At 72.2% G+C, this 16301-nt stretch carries 14 protein-coding genes and 1 pseudogene; 7 read left to right on the forward strand and 8 right to left on the reverse strand.

The genetic code is table 11. The features are described 5' to 3' along the window. Positions 1-164: 164 nt before the first annotated feature. Positions 165-1973: a recombinase family protein gene (locus ACFV61_RS02735; RefSeq protein ID WP_380489697.1), complete on the reverse strand. Its 1809-nt coding sequence runs from the start codon at positions 1971-1973 to the stop codon at positions 165-167. 118 nt (positions 1974-2091) lie between these two features. Continuing rightward, a pseudogene (gene nth, locus ACFV61_RS02740) lies at positions 2092-2574 on the reverse strand (endonuclease III domain-containing protein); the annotation flags it as partial. A 147-nt stretch (positions 2575-2721) separates the two neighbouring features. Between nth and ACFV61_RS02745 the strand changes: the two are divergent. From ACFV61_RS02745 to ACFV61_RS02760, 4 genes are all read left to right on the forward strand, one after another. Further along, positions 2722-4260 carry an FAD-dependent oxidoreductase gene (locus ACFV61_RS02745; protein ID WP_063348667.1) on the forward strand — a complete coding sequence of 513 codons (1539 nt, stop codon included), beginning with the start codon at positions 2722-2724 and terminating at the stop codon, positions 4258-4260. Then, the gene (locus tag ACFV61_RS02750; RefSeq protein WP_380489699.1) at positions 4257-5660 is read left to right on the forward strand and encodes a glutamate-cysteine ligase family protein; all 1404 of its coding nucleotides are present in this window, start codon (positions 4257-4259) and stop codon (positions 5658-5660) included. The genes ACFV61_RS02745 and ACFV61_RS02750 overlap by 4 nt, the downstream gene beginning before the upstream one ends. A gap of 140 nt (positions 5661-5800) precedes the next feature. Continuing rightward, positions 5801-6418: an RraA family protein gene (locus ACFV61_RS02755; protein WP_380427764.1), complete on the forward strand. Its 618-nt coding sequence runs from the start codon at positions 5801-5803 to the stop codon at positions 6416-6418. Positions 6419-6822: 404 nt separating this feature from the next. Next, a complete protein-coding gene (locus ACFV61_RS02760; protein WP_030240972.1) occupies positions 6823-7497 on the forward strand; it encodes a Crp/Fnr family transcriptional regulator in 675 nt (224 codons plus the stop codon). A 98-nt stretch (positions 7498-7595) separates the two neighbouring features. Here ACFV61_RS02760 and ACFV61_RS02765 read toward each other — a convergent pair whose 3' ends face one another. The 5 genes from ACFV61_RS02765 to ACFV61_RS02785 form a co-directional block, all read right to left on the reverse strand. Continuing rightward, positions 7596-8429: an MBL fold metallo-hydrolase gene (locus tag ACFV61_RS02765; RefSeq protein WP_380335637.1), complete on the reverse strand. Its 834-nt coding sequence runs from the start codon at positions 8427-8429 to the stop codon at positions 7596-7598. Beyond that, positions 8426-8599, reverse strand: coding sequence for a hypothetical protein (locus tag ACFV61_RS02770; protein WP_159398479.1), 174 nt, complete (start codon positions 8597-8599; stop codon positions 8426-8428). The genes ACFV61_RS02765 and ACFV61_RS02770 overlap by 4 nt, the downstream gene beginning before the upstream one ends. An 86-nt stretch (positions 8600-8685) precedes the next feature. Next, entirely contained in the window at positions 8686-9552 is an 867-nt protein-coding gene (locus ACFV61_RS02775; RefSeq protein ID WP_380335632.1) for an NUDIX hydrolase, read from the reverse strand. A 64-nt stretch (positions 9553-9616) separates the two neighbouring features. Continuing rightward, positions 9617-10084, reverse strand: a complete 468-nt coding sequence (locus ACFV61_RS02780; protein ID WP_063348662.1) for a RidA family protein — start codon at positions 10082-10084, stop codon at positions 9617-9619. Further along, positions 10081-10239: a DUF4177 domain-containing protein gene (locus ACFV61_RS02785; RefSeq protein ID WP_167745864.1), complete on the reverse strand. Its 159-nt coding sequence runs from the start codon at positions 10237-10239 to the stop codon at positions 10081-10083. The genes ACFV61_RS02780 and ACFV61_RS02785 overlap by 4 nt, the downstream gene beginning before the upstream one ends. 208 nt (positions 10240-10447) lie before the next feature. Between ACFV61_RS02785 and ACFV61_RS02790 the strand changes: the two genes are divergently transcribed. Together ACFV61_RS02790 and ACFV61_RS02795 are read left to right on the forward strand one after the other, a co-directional pair. Further along, positions 10448-11530, forward strand: coding sequence for an ArsA-related P-loop ATPase (locus ACFV61_RS02790; protein ID WP_380489701.1), 1083 nt, complete (start codon positions 10448-10450; stop codon positions 11528-11530). Positions 11531-11667: 137 nt separating this feature from the next. Next, positions 11668-12786, forward strand: a complete 1119-nt coding sequence (locus ACFV61_RS02795; RefSeq protein ID WP_063351282.1) for an ArsA family ATPase — start codon at positions 11668-11670, stop codon at positions 12784-12786. Between the two features lie 218 nt (positions 12787-13004). Here ACFV61_RS02795 and ACFV61_RS02800 read toward each other — a convergent pair whose 3' ends face one another. Beyond that, positions 13005-13328, reverse strand: coding sequence for a WhiB family transcriptional regulator (locus tag ACFV61_RS02800; RefSeq protein WP_030240986.1), 324 nt, complete (start codon positions 13326-13328; stop codon positions 13005-13007). 423 nt (positions 13329-13751) lie between these two features. Here ACFV61_RS02800 and ACFV61_RS02805 point away from each other — a divergent pair, with 423 nt between their 5' ends. After that, on the forward strand, positions 13752-16178 hold the full coding sequence (locus ACFV61_RS02805; protein WP_079135766.1) for a transglycosylase domain-containing protein: 2427 nt from the start codon (positions 13752-13754) through the stop codon (positions 16176-16178). Positions 16179-16301 lie beyond the last annotated feature (123 nt).

Below are 16301 nucleotides of genomic sequence, written 5' to 3' on the forward strand. Positions count from 1 at the left end.
GTCCTGCTGGTCGCGCCGCTGACCGCGACCGTGCTGGCGGCGGGCGGGGTGCGGCCCCCGGGCCTCGCGCGCGGGGGCCACAACGCCCCCGGCCCCGGGGCCCGGGGGGGTCCGGTGGGGGGCGCCCACCCCGGGGCCCCCCCCCTCCTCGTCCTTATGAGCGGTTACTCCGCCTCGTCCTCCGAGGCATCGTCACCGTCGCCGCTCGGCCGGACCCAATCCAGCTTCACGCGCGGCTCGACGTCGTAGGCCGCCGTACGCGAGTGGCCCCACCGGCTCTCCGCCTTGGTGATCACGATGCGCCGGACGAAGAGGCTGACGAAGCTGCGGCGGGCGTTGAGATCGGCGCTGTACCACCACGACTTCTTCCCCACCGGATCGGTCTCCGGGTCGGCCGGCAACCACTCCCAGAGCGGGAGGACCACATCATCGGGCTCGCGCAGGTCACCCAGCCGGGCCTCCGCGGCATCGAGACGCGACTCGATCTTCGCCTTCTTGGCCAGGAAGCGGTCTCGGCCCATCCTGCCGCTGTAGACGTTGGCGTCGAGGTCGTCGTACAGCTCGGTCAGCGCCCTTGTCGCGTCTGCCCGTTCGGCCACCAGCTTCGTCCGCTCGGCTGCCGCTTCCGGGCTCTCCATCGAGCGTGCGAAGGTCCTCGTGGCCTCGGCGATGACCGGCAGCACGTCGGGATCGTCCTCGGCGGCCCGGATGAGCGCGAAGATCCGACGAGCCACGTGCTCGTCCAGGTGCTTCAGCATGATGGCGTTGCCGCCCTCGTGCTCGTCCTCGGCAGCAGCTCCCGGAGCCCGGGTGCAGCGGTAGACCGGCTTGACCTTCGGGTCCGTGGTCGCCGCGTTCAGGCTGGTCATCGGACGCGCGCACTCGCAGGTGAGGACAGCCTCCTTGTCGGTGTTCTTCAGGCTCGCCAGCACGGATGTGCCTCGGGACAGCCCCTGGCCGCGGCCTCGCCCGGCGAGCCAGTCCTGCAGCTCGTACCACTCGGACGGCGGGATGATCGGCTCGCAGATCATGATCGGACGGCCTTCGTCGTCCCGGTTGATCCGGTAGCCCTCGACGGTCTTCGTCCGCGTGCCGTCCTCCTTCACCTTGTAGATCGTCTCGTAGCTCATGCCGGCGATGGCGGGGTTCATCAGGATGCCCTTGAGCGTCCGGGTCGCCCACTGCGAGTCGGCCCGTTCCTTCCCCTTACGGCGGCCCCGAGTCGGGACGCCGCGCTCGTTCATGTCGGCGCAGATGCCCGAGAGCGAGCCCGGGTGCTTCTTGCCGGGCTTGATGGGCTCGTCCATGTGGGCCTTGATCGTGGCCCAGATCTCGCGGAGGTTCTTCGCCTCGTCGTCCTCGTGGCAGAGCCGGTAGACGGCGAGCTTGCCGTGGATCTCCTTTCCCGCGCGCAGCCCGTAGGTCGGGGCACCGCCGAGCCAACTCCCCGCATCACGCTGTGCGGCCTTGACGTCCCGCACGGCCTGGCTCTTGTTCTGCGACTCCTGGTGGGCGGCATCGAGGCGCATGATCAGGTAGATCAGCGCCATGTTGTCCTTGGGCGCGAAGACGCCCTCCATCACGCTGACGATGGTGATCCCGAGGCGGTGCAGCTCCGTGACCACCGGGATCGCGTCCATCACCTCGCGGCGCGAGAAGCGGCTGACGTTGTAGACGATCAGCACCTGGAACAGGCCGGCCCGGGCGTCGGCGAGCATCTTGTCGAAGCCCTCGCGCTCGGCGTCGGGGTCCCAGCCGGAGATGCCGATGTCCTCGTAGTGGCGCCCGAAGGTACCCCAGCGCGCGGACTCCTCCTCGTTCTTCGCCCGCTGGGTCTGCGGCGACGCCTCCGTCCGGTCCGGCTTCGCCGAGGATTGCCGGACGTAGCTCACGGCAATCCGGTTGATGGCCTCGATGAGCTCGGGGTCCACGTCGGCGGTGCGCCGGGGAATGGTTCGTGCAGGTGCAGACACGCGCTGGAGTCTATAGACCTGATGTGCGAACCCCGTGGGCCTCCCCGAGGGTGCTGAGCTGGGTAGCTGCTGCCGGCCTTCAGGCCGCGGCGGCGAAGTTCTGTCGTGCTGAAGTGTGAACACCGAAGGCGTTGCCGAGGACCACGTTGGCGGTCTTGCGGCCCACGCCCGGCAGCGTCACCAGGTCGTCCAGGCGGCCCGGGACCTCGCCGCCGAAGTCGTCGCGCAGGGCGATCGAGAGGCCGATCAGCGACTTCGCCTTGTTCCGGAAGAACCCGGTCGGGCGGATGACCTCCTCCAGCTCCTCCGGGTTCGCCGCCGCCATGTCCTCCGGCGTCGGGTACTTCGCGAACAGCGCCGGCGTCGTCTGGTTCACCCGCAGGTCCGTCGTCTGCGCCGACAGCACGGTCGCCACCAGCAGCTGGAACGGGTTCTCGAAGTCCAGCTCCGGATGCGCGTACGGGTACAGCTCCGTCAACTCGCGGTTGATCCGCCGCGCCCGCCGCACCATCGCCAGGTGCGACTCCGGCTTCCCCGGCTTCACCCCCGGCACGGCCTTCGCCTTCGGTGCCGCCGCCGCCCGGACCTTGCTCTCTGCCATGCACGAAGGCTACGCCGAACGGCCCACGGCGGGCAGCGGATCACCGGAGCCCGCGGCAGCCGCGGACCGACGTTCGGATGGGCGCCGTCTGGTGGCTCGCGACGACGGGCTGCCCCAGTCTGAGGGCTACGACGACGCGAGGTGCCCATGTTCGACGAGAGCTTCGCCTTTCCCAGCAGCCTGCTGCGCCCGGTGACCGGCGCCACCGGGCGGGTCGCGGTGATCGGGGCCGGGGTGGCGGGCCTCGTCGCCGCCTACGAGCTCCAGCGCCGGGGCTTCGGCATCGTCCTGTACGAGCGGTCGAACCAACCCGGCGGACGGGTGCGCACGCACCGCTTCTGGGACGGCACGCACGCCGACCTGGGCGCCATGCGCATCCCCGGGAACCACCACTGCGTCCTCCACTACGTGTCCCAGTTCGGCCTGCGGACCAGGCCGTTCGTCAACTTCAACCCGGACGCCTACTACCACCTGCGCGGCCACCGCGCCCGCGTCCAGGAGGTGCACGCGCTGCACCCGGCGTTCGCGCTGCGCGCCGCCGAGAAACAGGACCCGCGGCGGATCCTGGACCGGCTGCTGACGGCCGCCTGGGAGACGCTCACCCCCGACCAGCGCCGGCGAGTGCTGGACGGCCACTGGGACGACCCGGCGCTCGACCGGCTCGTCTCGGTGTCGCTGTGGCAGTACGTCCACGAGCACCTGTCGCAGGACGCCTGGGACCTCCTCGGCCACGCCAGCGGCCTGGTCCACTACGAGCAGTCCTCCCTGCTGGAGGTCCTCGTCGACTACTTCGGCCTGTTCCACGCGGGCCAGGTCGAACTGGTCGACGGCACCGACCGCCTGGTGCACGCGTTCGTACGCCGGCTGCGGCCGAGGACCCTCCAGCTGTCCACCCAGATCGACGAACTCTCGCTGACCCGCCAGGGCGTCCGGGTGCACGGGCGGCGCCTCGGCGGCACGATCACCGAGGACGTCGACTTCGTCGTCTGCTGCGTCCCCGTCCCCGCCCTCGACCAGATCAGCTTCCGGCCCGGCCTCCCCCACCACCAGCGCCACGCGATCCGCGGCATCAGCTACGCCAGCAGCACGAAGACGCTCGTACACACCAAACGGCGCGGCTGGGAACTGGACGACCGGATCTTCGGCGGCGGCAGCTTCACCGACATGCCGATCCAGCAGTGCTGGTACCCGTCGGACAACGCCCGGCCCGTCGACGGCCGGACCAACGGGAGCACCGTCGGCAGGCGGCGCTGGGCCGCCCGGGACCCGCAGCGCTCCCACGAGCCCGCGGTGCTCGTCGGCGCCTACCTGTGGGGGGCCAACGCCCGCCGCTTCACCACCCTGCCGCCGGCCGACCGCGACCTGCTGGTCCTGAAGTGCCTGGAACGGCTGCACCCCGGCATCCTCCGCGACGCGGACGACATCGTGCACTGGAACTGGGACGACCAGGTCGGCATGGGCGGCGGCGCCTTCGCCCACCTCGCGCCCGGCGAGCACACCCGGTACCTGACCGGGCTCGGCGCCCCGCACCCGACCGACGACCCGAGGATCTTCTTCGCCGGAGAGCACCTGTCCGGAGCGCACGCCTGGATGCAGGGCGCCGCCCAGTCGGCCCTGGCCGTAGTGGGCCAGGTGATCGACCGGGGGCAGCACGCCGACGACACCGCGCGGCTGCGGGCCGGGTGAGCGCGGCACCGGCGCCCCGGCGCCGAACCGGCGAGCAGAGCGGCGGCCCGGCGACGGGAGCGACGCTGCACCGCGACGACCTCGGACCGCTGCTCGCCCCGGCCGCGGCCGCGACCGAGCGGATCGGGCTGGAGATCGAGAACGGCATCGTCGACCCGGAGACCGGGCGGGCCGCCCCCTACGAGGGGAAGAACGGCGTCCGGGCCGTCCTGGAGGCCGTCCTCGCCGAATGGGGCGGCACGGACCGGCGCGACAACGGCCGGCTGACCGGCGTGGACCTGGCGGACACCGCCCAGATCACGCTCGAACACGGCGGCCAGGTCGAGTACTCCTCCGTCCCGGCCGCCGGCCTGGCCACGGCCGTGGACGACATGCGGGCCACGATGGAGCGCCTCGCGGAACTCGTCGGGCGCTTCGGCCTGGCCCTCCTGCCCGGCGGCAACCTCCCCTTCGACCGGCTCGACACCATCTCCTGGGTGCCGATGCTCCGCGGTGCCGTCATGCGCGACTTCTTCGACCGGATCGGCGAGGCCGGCAGCGGGGCCCCGAAGATCATGTCGATGTCGCTGTCCACCCAGGTGCACCTGGACTACCTGTCCGACGAGGACTTCACCCAGAAGCTGCGGATGCTGACCGCCGCGTCCCCGGTGGTCGCCGCACTGCTCGTCAACTCGCCGCTGCAGGGCGGCCGGTCGAACGGGCTGCTCTCGCACAGGTCTCAGAACTGGCTGCGGATGGACCCGCGCCGCTGCGGCGTCCTGCCGCCCGCGCTGCGGCCCGACGTGAACGCCGACGACGTCATCGACTGGGCGCTGGGGATCCCGATGATCTACTACCGCGGCCCGGACGGACGGTACCGGCCCGCCCCCGACCGGCCGTTCGCCGAGATCCTGCGGCAGGGCTTCGACGACGGCACCATGCCGACCTTCGACCACTGGGTCTCCCACATGTCGCAGATCTGGACGGACGTCAGGGTCCGCCGGACCCTGGAACTGCGGGCCGGGGACGGCCCGCCGTACCGGCACATCCCGGCCGTACCGGCGCTGTGGGCGGGGCTCGCCTACCACCCGCCCTCGCGGACGGCGGCCTGGGAACTGCTGCGCCACCACGGCGTGGCGGAGCACCGCGCGGCGAAGGCCAGGCTCCCCGCCGACGGCCTGGACACCATGCTCGGCGGCGACCGGGTCCGCGAACTCGCGGCGGAACTCGTCCGGCTCGCCCGGGCAGGCCTGCGGGCCCGGGTCCGCGCCGGCCTGGAACAGCCGAAGGTGCTCGACTACCTCGACCCGCTCGACGAAGTGCTGCGCACCGGGCAGACCTTCGCCGAACAGACCACGGCCCGCTGGGACACCGACCTCCGCCGCGACCCCCGCCGCTACGTCGCGGCCTTCCGCGTCTGAACCCCCGCCCGACCCTCCCGCCCGAGCCGTGGAGTTCTCCGGCCGAAGGGCCTTCCTCGCCCGAACCGTCGCGGGTTAGCGTGACCGGCGGCGGCCGGCCCCGGGTCAGCCGCCGCCTGCCCACCGAAGAACGAGGACGCATGGACCAGGACTTCAAGGACATCCCCACCACCACCCTGGCCGACGTGCTCGGGCGCGCCCAGGTCATGGACATCGGCATCCGTCCGCTGTGGGCGGGGGCGCCGCGGGTGGCCGGCCCGGCGTTCACCGTGCAGTGCCCGCCCGGCGACAACCTGATGCTGCACGCGGCGATCTACCGGGCCGAGCCGGGCGCCGTGATCGTCGTCGAGTCGGGCGACCTGGACTACGCGCTGGCCGGCGGCAACGTGTGCGCCGTCGCGCAGCGCCGGGGCGTCGCGGCGTTCGTCGCCGACGGCCTGATCCGGGATCTGGGCGAGGTACGGGAGCTGGGCTTCCCGGTCTTCGCCCGCGGCGTGATCCCGATCCCGGGGGCCAAGCGGGAGCTCGGCACGCACGGCGCCCGGGTGCGCTGCGGCGGCGTGCCGGTGGCGGCCGGTGACATCGTGGTGGCCGACGAGGAGGGGGTCGTGGTGGTGCCCGCCGCCCGGCGCGCCGAGGCCCTGGCGGCGGCCCGCGCCAAGCTGGCCAAGGAGGCCGCCGAGACGCTGGACGACTGGGAGGCGGCGCACCGCACCCGGATCGAGAAGACCCTCGGCGAGCTGGGCTTCACCGGCTGAACCCGGCCCGGTCCGGCTGAACGGGCCGAGCGCCCGCCCCGGCGAGGCCTCGGCCCTGGCCGACCCGCCGCACCGGTTTGTCCGCCGCCGGCGTATCGCAGCACCTGACCGCCCTGCGCGGCGAGTCCGACCAGCGCCCACCGGGCCGGCCACAGCGTCCTCTACGCCCGTACGGCGGTGGGCGATTCATTGTTCGAACCGCCCGAGCAGGCGTTCGACCCGGCGCCGCCCCCGCGACGCCCCACCCGGTGACCCGCCGGTACGAATGGCCCCACACGGCACACCTCGGCACACCCCCTCCTCATATGATCGGAGCGACATGCGCCATGCTTGGTGATGCAGAGCACGGTACGGAACTTGCGCCGGACGGCCCACCCGCCGAACGGCCGAGAAGGAGGAAGCACGTGGACGACGTTCTGCGGCGCGCCGCACTCTTCGCGGCACTCGACGACGAACAGGCCGGCGAGCTGCGCGCTTCCATGACCGAGGTGACCCTCGCCCGTGGTGAGTCGCTGTTCCACGAGGGCGACCCGGGCGACCGGCTGTACGTCGTCGCCGAGGGCAAGGTCAAGCTGCACCGCGCCTCGCCGGACGGACGCGAGAACATGCTCGCCGTCCTCGGCCCCAGCGAGATGATCGGCGAGCTGTCGCTGTTCGACCCGGGCCCGCGCACCGCGACCGCCAGCGCGCTGACCGAGGTCAAGCTGCTCGGCCTGGGCCACGGCGACCTGCAGCCCTGGCTGCACGCCCGCCCCGAGGTCTCCATCGCGCTGCTGCGGGCCATCGCCCGCCGCCTGCGCCGGACCAACGACGTGATGTCCGACCTGGTCTTCTCCGACGTGCCCGGCCGCGTCGCCAAGGCCCTGCTGGACCTCTCCCGCCGCTTCGGCGTGCAGTCCGAGGAGGGCATCCACGTCGCCCACGACCTCACCCAGGAGGAGCTGGCCCAGTTGGTCGGCGCCTCCCGCGAGACGGTCAACAAGGCGCTCGCCGACTTCGCCGGCCGCGGCTGGCTGAAGCTGGAGGCGCGCGCGGTGGTGCTGATGGACGTCGAGCGGCTGTCGCGCCGCTCGCGCTGACCTCGGCGCGCTCACGTCTTCACGCCGTAACCGCCGAAGGGCCCGTCCGCGCGGACGGGCCCTTCGGCGTTCCGTTGCCCGCCCCGCGCGCGACGGGATCAGTCGAGGCCCGGGATCAGCCCGTGCTCCTCCAGGTACTCCAGCTGCGCCCGGACCGAGAGCTCGGCGGCCGGCCAGAGCGCCCGGTCGACGTCGGCGTAGACCCGGGCCACCACCTCGTCCGCGGTCCGGCAGCCGGCCTCGACCGCGGTCTCCACCTGGGCGAGCCGGTTGGCCCGGTGGGCGAGGTAGTAGTCGACGGCGCCGAGCGCGTCCGCGAGCGCCGGACCGTGGCCGGGCAGCACCGTCCGCACGCCGTGCGCGGAGGCCATCGTGTGCAGGTGGCGCAGCGAGTCCAGGTAGTCGCCGAGCCGGCCGTCGGGGTGGGCGACCATCGTGGTGCCGCGGCCGAGGACGGTGTCGCCGGTGAGGATCGCGCCGTCGGCGGGCAAGTGGAAGGTCAGCGAGTCCGAGGTGTGGCCGGGGGTGGCGACCACCCGCAGGTCGAGGCCGCCGACGTCCAGCCGCTGGCCGTTGACCAGGCCCTCGGAACCCAGCCGGTGCGCCGGGTCCAGGGCGCGCACCTCGGTGCCGGTGAGTTCGGCGAAGCGGGCCGCGCCCTCGGAGTGGTCGGCGTGGCCGTGGGTGAGCAGGGTCAGCGCGATGCGTTTGCCCCGCTGTTCCGCGAGGTCGACCACTCGGCGCAGGTGGCCCTCGTGCAGCGGGCCGGGGTCGACCACCACGGCGAGGTCCGAGCCGGGCTCGGAGAGCAGCCAGGTGTTGGTGCCGTCCAGCGTCATCGGCGACGGGTTCGGCGCCAGCACGCACAGCGCCCGGGGCGTGGCCTCGCCGTCGATGGTGGCGGCCGGGTCGCCCGGCAGGAGCCCGCTCACCGGTTGTCCCCGCGGGGCCGGTGCAGGGCCCTGAGCGGCAGGACCCGGACGAGCGGCCGCTGGGCCGTCTCGACGAACGGGACCTGACTCTCGCAGGCCGGGGTACGGGGGATCAGGCGGCGGGCGGGCAGCTCGGGTGCCGTCCGGCGAGCCACGGCGTTGTGGGTCATCGGGCGTCGGTCCTCTCTGTTCTCTGTTTCGAGTCTGTTCGGCGGCGTCGTCGGCGACAGCGCCGACGAGGGCGGGGCCGGTGCGGTCAGGCGTCCTCGGGGAAGTCCCCGTCGATGGTCAGTTCGTCGTACCCGGGCCAGCGGACCGTCATCCGGTCGCCCCGGACCTCGGCCCGGCCCAGCACCGGCTCCAGCGACCGCCCGACGGCCGCGTCCAGCGCCTCCGCGGCGGTGCGCACCGGCGCCAGCTCGCGCAGCACCGTCACGGTCGGCGGCAGCATCCCGAACCGGCCCTCCTGGTAACCGAGAACGGCCTCGGCGGGCGTCAGCCAGGCCACCCGGTCGGCCTCGCCGACCTCCAGGGCCGCGCTCTGCCCGGCCGGCAGCGCCGCGACGAAGAACCAGGTGTCGTAGCGGCGCTCCTCGAACTCCGGGGTGACCCAGCGGGCCCAGCCGCCCAGCAGGTCGCTGCGCAGCACCAGGGCGTGGTCGCGGAGGAACTCGGCGAAGGAAAGCTCGTGCGCCTCCAGCGCCGCCCGCTCGGCGCTCCAGTCGCGCGGCGCGGCGACGCTGTCCGCGTCCGGGCCGGCCAGCAGGACGCCGGCCTCCTCGAAGGTCTCGCGGACGGCCGCGCAGACCACCGCCCGCGCCGTCCGGGCGTCCACCCCGAGCCGCCGCGCCCACTCCTCGGGCGCCGGTCCGGCCCAGCCCGTCTCCACCTCGGCGTCGCGCGGATCCACCCCGCCGCCCGGGTAGGCGTACATGCCGGCCGCGAAGGCCATCGAGGTGCGCCGGCGCAGCAGGTACGCCTGCGGCCCGGCGGCCGCGTCGCGCAGCAGCACGACCGTCGCGGCGAGCCTGGGCACCGGCGGGGTCAGCACGCCGGAGTCGACCGCCCGGATCCGGGCGGGCCAACCGGGCGGCATCGGGAGCGTCGTCGCTCGATGGTCCATGCCCGGATGCTAAGCGTACGAAGGCGGGGTTGGACAGGCCCAACCCCGCCTTTCGCGATCACACTCAGCTGTTCTTGACGCGCACCTGGAGCTCGACCTCGACCGGGGCGTCCAGCGGCAGCACCGCGACGCCGACCGCACTGCGGGCGTGCACCCCGGCCTCGCCCAGCACCTTGCCGAGCAGCTCGCTGGCACCGTTGATCACGCCCGGCTGACCGGTGAAGTCGGGGGCGGAGGCGACGAAGCCGACCACCTTCACGACCCGCTCGATCTGGTCCAGGTCACCGATCACCGACTTGATCGCGGCCAGCGCGTTCAGCGCGCAGGTCTGCGCGAGCTCCTTGGCCTCCTCCGGGGAGACCTCGGCGCCGACCTTGCCGGTGCTCGGCAGCTTGCCGCCGACGACCGGCAGCTGGCCGGAGGTGAACACGAACTCGCCCGAGCGCAGGGCCGGCACGTACGCGGCGACCGGAGCGGCCACCGGCGGCAGGGTCAGCCCCAGGTCGGCGAGCTTGGCCTCGACCTTGCTCATGCGTTCTTCTCCCGCTTGAAGTAGGCCACCAGCTGCTCCGGGTTCGGGCCCGGCACGACCTGGACGAGCTCCCAGCCGTCCGAGCCGAAGTTGTCCAGGATCTGCTTGGTGGCGTGCACGAGCAGAGGCGCCGTCATGTATTCCCACTTGGTCATGGCCAGACTCTAGACGAGCGGCCACCGCGATCGGCGCCGCCCACGGACCGGCGTGTGAGGTGGCCCACAAAGGGGGCATGATTCAGGCCCGGCCCCCCTGGTGCTCCGGGCATCCGGCGCGCTCCCTGGTTACCCTCGCGAGAGGGCACCGGTAGTTCGGGCCGGCCGACGGAGCGGCCCCGGCCCACGAGACGGACGGAGACGGAGCGTGGCACGCACCCCCGGCCAGGCGGCCCGGCGCGACCCCGACTGGGAGGGCGTCCGGCTGCACGTGGTCAGCGGCAAGGGCGGCACCGGGAAGACCACGCTGGCCGCCGCGCTGGCGCTGGCGCTCGCCGCCGACGGCGGCCGGGTGCTGCTGATCGAGGTCGAGGGGCGCCAGGGCATCGCCGAACTGTTCGGCATCGCCGCCCTCCCGTACGAGGAGCGCCGGATCGCCGCGGTCTCCCGCGCCCAACTGGGCCTGCCCCCCGACGACGGGGGCGGCGGGGGCGGCGGCGAGGTGTTCGCGCTGGCCATCGACCCCGAGCAGGCGCTGCTCGAGTACCTGGAGATGTTCTACAAGCTCGGCCGGGCCGGCAAGGCGCTGCAGAAGGTCGGCTTCGTCGACTTCGCGACCACCATCGCGCCCGGCGTCCGGGACGTCCTGCTCACCGGCAAGGCCTGCGAGGCGGCCCGGCGCAAGGGCCCCGACGGCCGCCGCCGCTACGACGCGGTCGTGATGGACGCGCCGCCGACCGGGCGGCTCACCCGGTTCCTGAACGTGAACGCCGAGGTCGCCGGGCTGGCCCGGATCGGGCCGATACACACCCAGGCGCAGGCCGTGATGCGGGTGCTGAAATCGCCGGAGACCGCGGTGCACCTGGTCACCCTGCTGGAGGAGATGCCGGTGCAGGAGACGGTCGACGGCTTCGCCGAGCTGCGCGAGGCCAGGCTCCCGGTGGGCGGGGTGATGGTCAACATGGTCCGGCCGCCGGTGCTGGACGCCGCGGCGGTGGCCGCAGTGGACGGGAACCACCGCGAGGAGGTCGCCCTGGCCCTCGGCGAGGCCGGGCTCGGCGGGCGCTCGCGCAAGCCGGAGACGGTCCGGGCGACGGTGGAGCCGCTGCTCGACCCGCTGCTGGAGCAGGCCAGGGAGCACGCCGAGCGGGTCGAGCTGGAGCGCGAGCAGCGCGCCGACCTCCAGCAACTGCGGCTCCCCACGTACGAACTGCCACTGCTGGGCGAGGGCGTGGACCTCGGCGGGCTGTACCGGCTGGCGGGCGAACTGAAGCGGCAGGGGGCGGCGTGACCACCAACGGAACCAGCGGAGCCAGCGGGAACGGCGGGGGCGGCCGGGCCCACGGCGGCGGTAGCAGCGGCAGCGGCGGGGTCGGCAACGGCGGCAACGGTGTCCGGGCCGCCGGCAGCCAGCTCGCCGTCGACAGGCTGATCGACGACCCGAGGACCAGGATCATCGTCTGCTGCGGCTCCGGCGGCGTCGGCAAGACCACCACCGCCGCGGCGATCGGCCTGCGGGCCGCCGAACGCGGCCGCAAGGTCGTCGTTCTGACCATCGACCCGGCCCGCCGGCTCGCCCAGTCGATGGGCCTCACCGAGCTGGACAACACCCCCCGGGTCGTCAAGGGGGTCACCGGCGACGGCGAGCTGCAGGCCATGATGCTCGACATGAAGCGGACCTTCGACGAGGTCGTGCTCGCCCACGCCGAGCCCGAACGGGCCAAGGCGATCATGGAGAACCCGTTCTACCAGTCCCTGTCGGCCGGCTTCGCGGGCACGCAGGAGTACATGGCGATGGAGAAGCTCGGGCAGCTGCGCGACGCCGAGGAATGGGACCTGATCGTCGTCGACACCCCGCCGTCCCGCTCCGCGCTGGACTTCCTGGACGCGCCCAACCGGCTCGGCTCCTTCCTCGACGGCCGGGTGATCCGGATCCTGACCGCCCCGGCCAAGGTCGGCGGCCGCAGCGCGATGAGGTTCCTCAACGCCGGCATGGGCCTGATCACCGGCACCCTGGGCAAGATCTTCGGCGCCCAGCTGCTCACCGACGTGCAGACCTTCGTCAGCGCGATGGACTCCATGTTCGGCGGCTTCCGCGAGCGCGCCGACCGCACGTACCAGCTGCTCAAGGCGCCGGGCACGGCGTTCCTGGTGGTGGCCGCGCCGGAGCGGGACGCGCTGCGCGAGGCGGCGTACTTCGTCGACCGGCTCGCCGCGGACCGGATGCCGCTGGCCGGTCTGGTGCTCAACCGGGTGCACGGCTCGGGCGCGCCGCAGCTCACCGCGGAACGGGCGCTGGCGGCCGCCGAGGCACTGGAGGAGAACGGCTCGGAGCACGCCTCGCCCGAGGCCGAACTGCTCGCGGCCGGGCTGCTGAGGCTGCACGCCGAACGGATGCAGATCATGGGGCGGGAGCGCCGCACCCGCGACCGCTTCGTCTCCGTGTACCCGGACGTGCCGATCGTGGAGGTCGCCGCGCTGCCGGGCGACGTGCACGACCTGGACGGGCTGCGCGCCATCGGGGACCGGCTCAGCGGCACCGCGTAGGCACCGGCCCGGCCCGGGCGCCCGGCATCGGTGCGCCCGGCGCGAACGCCCTCGATGTGGATGTCCTCGATGCGGATGTCCTCAGCACGGATGTCCTCAGCGTGAACGTCCTCGGCGCGGGTGCGCCGGACACGAGTGCGCCAGGCATCGATGTCCTCAGCCCGATGGCCCCCCGGCACCGGTCTGCCACGGCGCGGGTCCGCACCGCGCCGGCGTGCTCAGCCCGCCTGGGCGTAGTCCGTCAGTATCACGCCGGTCGCGAGGGACTCCTCGTACTCGGTGCGGGCCGTCTCCAGCAGCCTCCGCCACGAGATGACCGTCGGGCGGCGGCGCAGCAGCGCCCGGCGCTCGCGTTCCGTCATCCCGCCCCAGACTCCGAACTCGACCCGGTTGTCCAGTGCGTCCGCCAGGCACTCCGTGCGGACGGGGCAACCGCTGCACACCGCCTTGGCGCGATTCTGCGCCGCCCCCTGGACGAACAACTCGTCCGGATCACTCGTGCGGCAGGCGGCCTGCGCACTCCAGTCGTCAACCCAGCCCATCCCGGCGCCGTCCTCTCCCGTATCGAGGCTCCCCCACGGCGGCAACGGCATATTCACCGTTGCCAGTTGAGGACGTTACGGAAGAACGACAGCGAGCAACAGCCCCTCCGGGCTCAATCTCGCATGACCCGATTGGACTATGGGTACCGGTCAGCTCACTCGTTGGAGTGATCGCAGGTCGCAAGCCTTGTCAATCGCGGCGTAGCAACTCTCGCCACGCGCGTCATCACGGAGCGCTACCGTTCACACGGGTGCAGCAGGCCGCAGCCGCCTCAAAAACCCTCTAATATCGGGCAATTCGGGCAAGTCTCTGCACTCACAAGAGTGAATGGTGTTGACGCACCGAAGCTGTCGCAAGCTTGTGACAAGCGTAGGGGAACACCTGCCCCTATGGGCGGGATTCCGGGACGTAGGGTTCTCCTCATGGCACCGAAGCGCCCCCAGGCATCCCAGCCCCCAGGCAACACCGGAGCTCCGCGCGATAAGCGCCGCGAGTCGCCGCTCGACATCGCGGGACACGGAGTGAAGTTCCTGGGCGTCAGCGTGCTCTCCGGAGTCCTGCTGGCAGGCCTCGCCCTGCCCGCCGTCGGCGCCATCGGGCTGACCGCCAAGGACACGGCGGAGAGCTTCTCCAACATCTCCGATGACTTCAAGACCCCGCCGCTCACCCAGGCGACGCAGATCTTCGACGCCAAGGGCGGCCTGATCGCCAAGGTGTACGAGCGCGACCGCACCGTCCTCACCGCCGACCAGATGTCACCGTTCATGCGGCACGCCCAGGTCGACATCGAGGACGCCCGCTTCTACGAGCACGGCGCCGTCGACCTCAAGGGCGTGCTCCGCGCCATCGGCAAGAACGCCGAGAGCGGCACCACCTCGCAGGGCGCCTCGACGCTGACCCAGCAGTACGTGAAGAACGTCAACGTCGAGAAGGCCGGCGACGACCAGGCCGCGGTGCTGGAGGCGCAGCGCAAGACCCTGGGTCGCAAGATCCAGGAGCTCAAGGTCGCGATCAAGCTGGAGGAGGACCTGTCGAAGGACCAGATCCTCACCAACTACCTCAACATCACCTTCTACGGCCACCAGGCCTACGGCATCGAAGCCGCCTCCCAGCGCTACTTCAGCAAGAGCAACAAGGACCTGACCGTCGCCGAGGCCGCCACCCTGGCCGGCATGGTGCAGAACCCGTCGTCCTACGACCCGGTGCGCTACCCCGACAACACGGTCAAGCGCCGCAACGTCGTGATCGACAAGATGCTCGAGAACAAGCACATCACCGCGGACCAGGCCAAGGAGGCCAAGGCCGCCCCGCTGGGCCTGAAGTTCAAGGACCCGCAGAACGGCTGCATCACCGCCCAGGCCGGCATGGGCTTCTTCTGCGACTACGTGCGCCACGTGGTCAAGCAGGACCCGGCGTTCGGCAAGAGCGTCGCCGACCGCAAGAAGCTGTGGGACACCGGCGGCCTGAACATCTACACCACGCTGGACCCGGACAAGCAGGCCGCCGCCCAGAACGCCGTCACCAAGAAGGTCAACGTGACGGACACGGTCTCGGCCGCCGCGACCATGATGGAGCCCGGCACCGGCAAGATCCTGGCCATGGCCCAGACCCGCCCGTACGGCCTGGACCCGAACAAGAACCAGACCGTCGTCAACCTCAACGTCGACTCCGCGATGGGCGGCGGCAACGGCTTCCAGACCGGCTCGACGTTCAAGCCGATCCTCGCCGCGGCGGCCCTGGAGTCGGGCCTGTCGCCCACCCAGCCGTTCCCCTCCGAGAACAAGATCGACTACCCGCAGATGACCACCTGCACGGGTACCTGGAGGAACACCGACAAGCCCAAGGCCACGGTGAAGAACGAGTCGACCGGCGAGGTCGGCCCGTACGAGCTCAAGCAGGCCATGGCCCTCTCGGTCAACACCTACTTCGTGCAGATGGAGCAGCAGGTCGGCCTCTGCGCGATGAAGCAGATGGCCAACAAGCTGGGCATCACCCAGTCCGCCAAGGGCGACGCCTTCCAGGAGGTCCCCTCGATGGTCCTCGGCACCCTGGAGCTCAGCCCGCTGACCATGTCGAACGTCTACGCGACCTTCGCGGCCCGCGGCAAGTACTGCACCCCGGTCGCGATCAACAAGATCAGCACGGTCGACGGCAAGGAGGTCAAGGTCCCGCAGACCACCTGCAGCCAGGCCTTCTCCGAGCAGACCGCGGACGCCCTCAACACCGTCCTGCTCAACGTGACCGAGAAGGGCACCGCGGCCGCGCTCAAGCTCGACGACGGCCGGCAGATCGCCGGTAAGACCGGTACCACCGACGAGAAGAAGGCCGCCTGGTTCAGCGGCTACACCCCGTCGCTGGCCACCTCCGTCTGGCTCGGCGGCCCGGCCGGCGGCGTCAAGATGAAGAACATCAACATCGGCGGCAAGCACTTCGACGAGGTGTTCGGCGCCGACGGCCCCGGTCCGATCTGGCAGCTGGCGATGAACCAGGCCCTCAAGGGCTCGTCGCCGGAGCAGATCCAGACCATCAACATCCCGGACCCGGCGCCCAAGACCGACCCCAACGCCAACCAGAGCGGCGGGGCCACGCCGCCGGCCGACCCCAACGCCCAGCAGCAGCCCGGCGGCAACCCGCCGCCCCAGGGCGGGAACCCCGCGGGGAGCCCCGGTGGCAACCCGGGCGGGAACCCGGGTGGGAACCCCGGCGGCGGCAACCCGGGCGGCGGCAGCAACAACGCCGGCGGGATGATCGGCGGCGGGTTCACCTTCCCGCCGGGCGTCATCGGCGGGAACAACGGCGGCAACGGTGGCAACGGCAACGGCGGCAAGCACGGCGGCAACAACGGCTGACCGGCCCCCGGCCCGGGCACGACACGACGAAGGGGCGCCCTCCCAGTAAATGCTCGGCGGGGCCCCCCTCGGGCTTGGCCGAGGGGGGCCACCCGGGCCGGGGGCATGGGGCCCGGGCGCCCG

The sequence above is a fragment of the Kitasatospora sp. NPDC059817 genome (assembly GCF_042731835.1).
Classification (GTDB): domain Bacteria; phylum Actinomycetota; class Actinomycetes; order Streptomycetales; family Streptomycetaceae; genus Kitasatospora.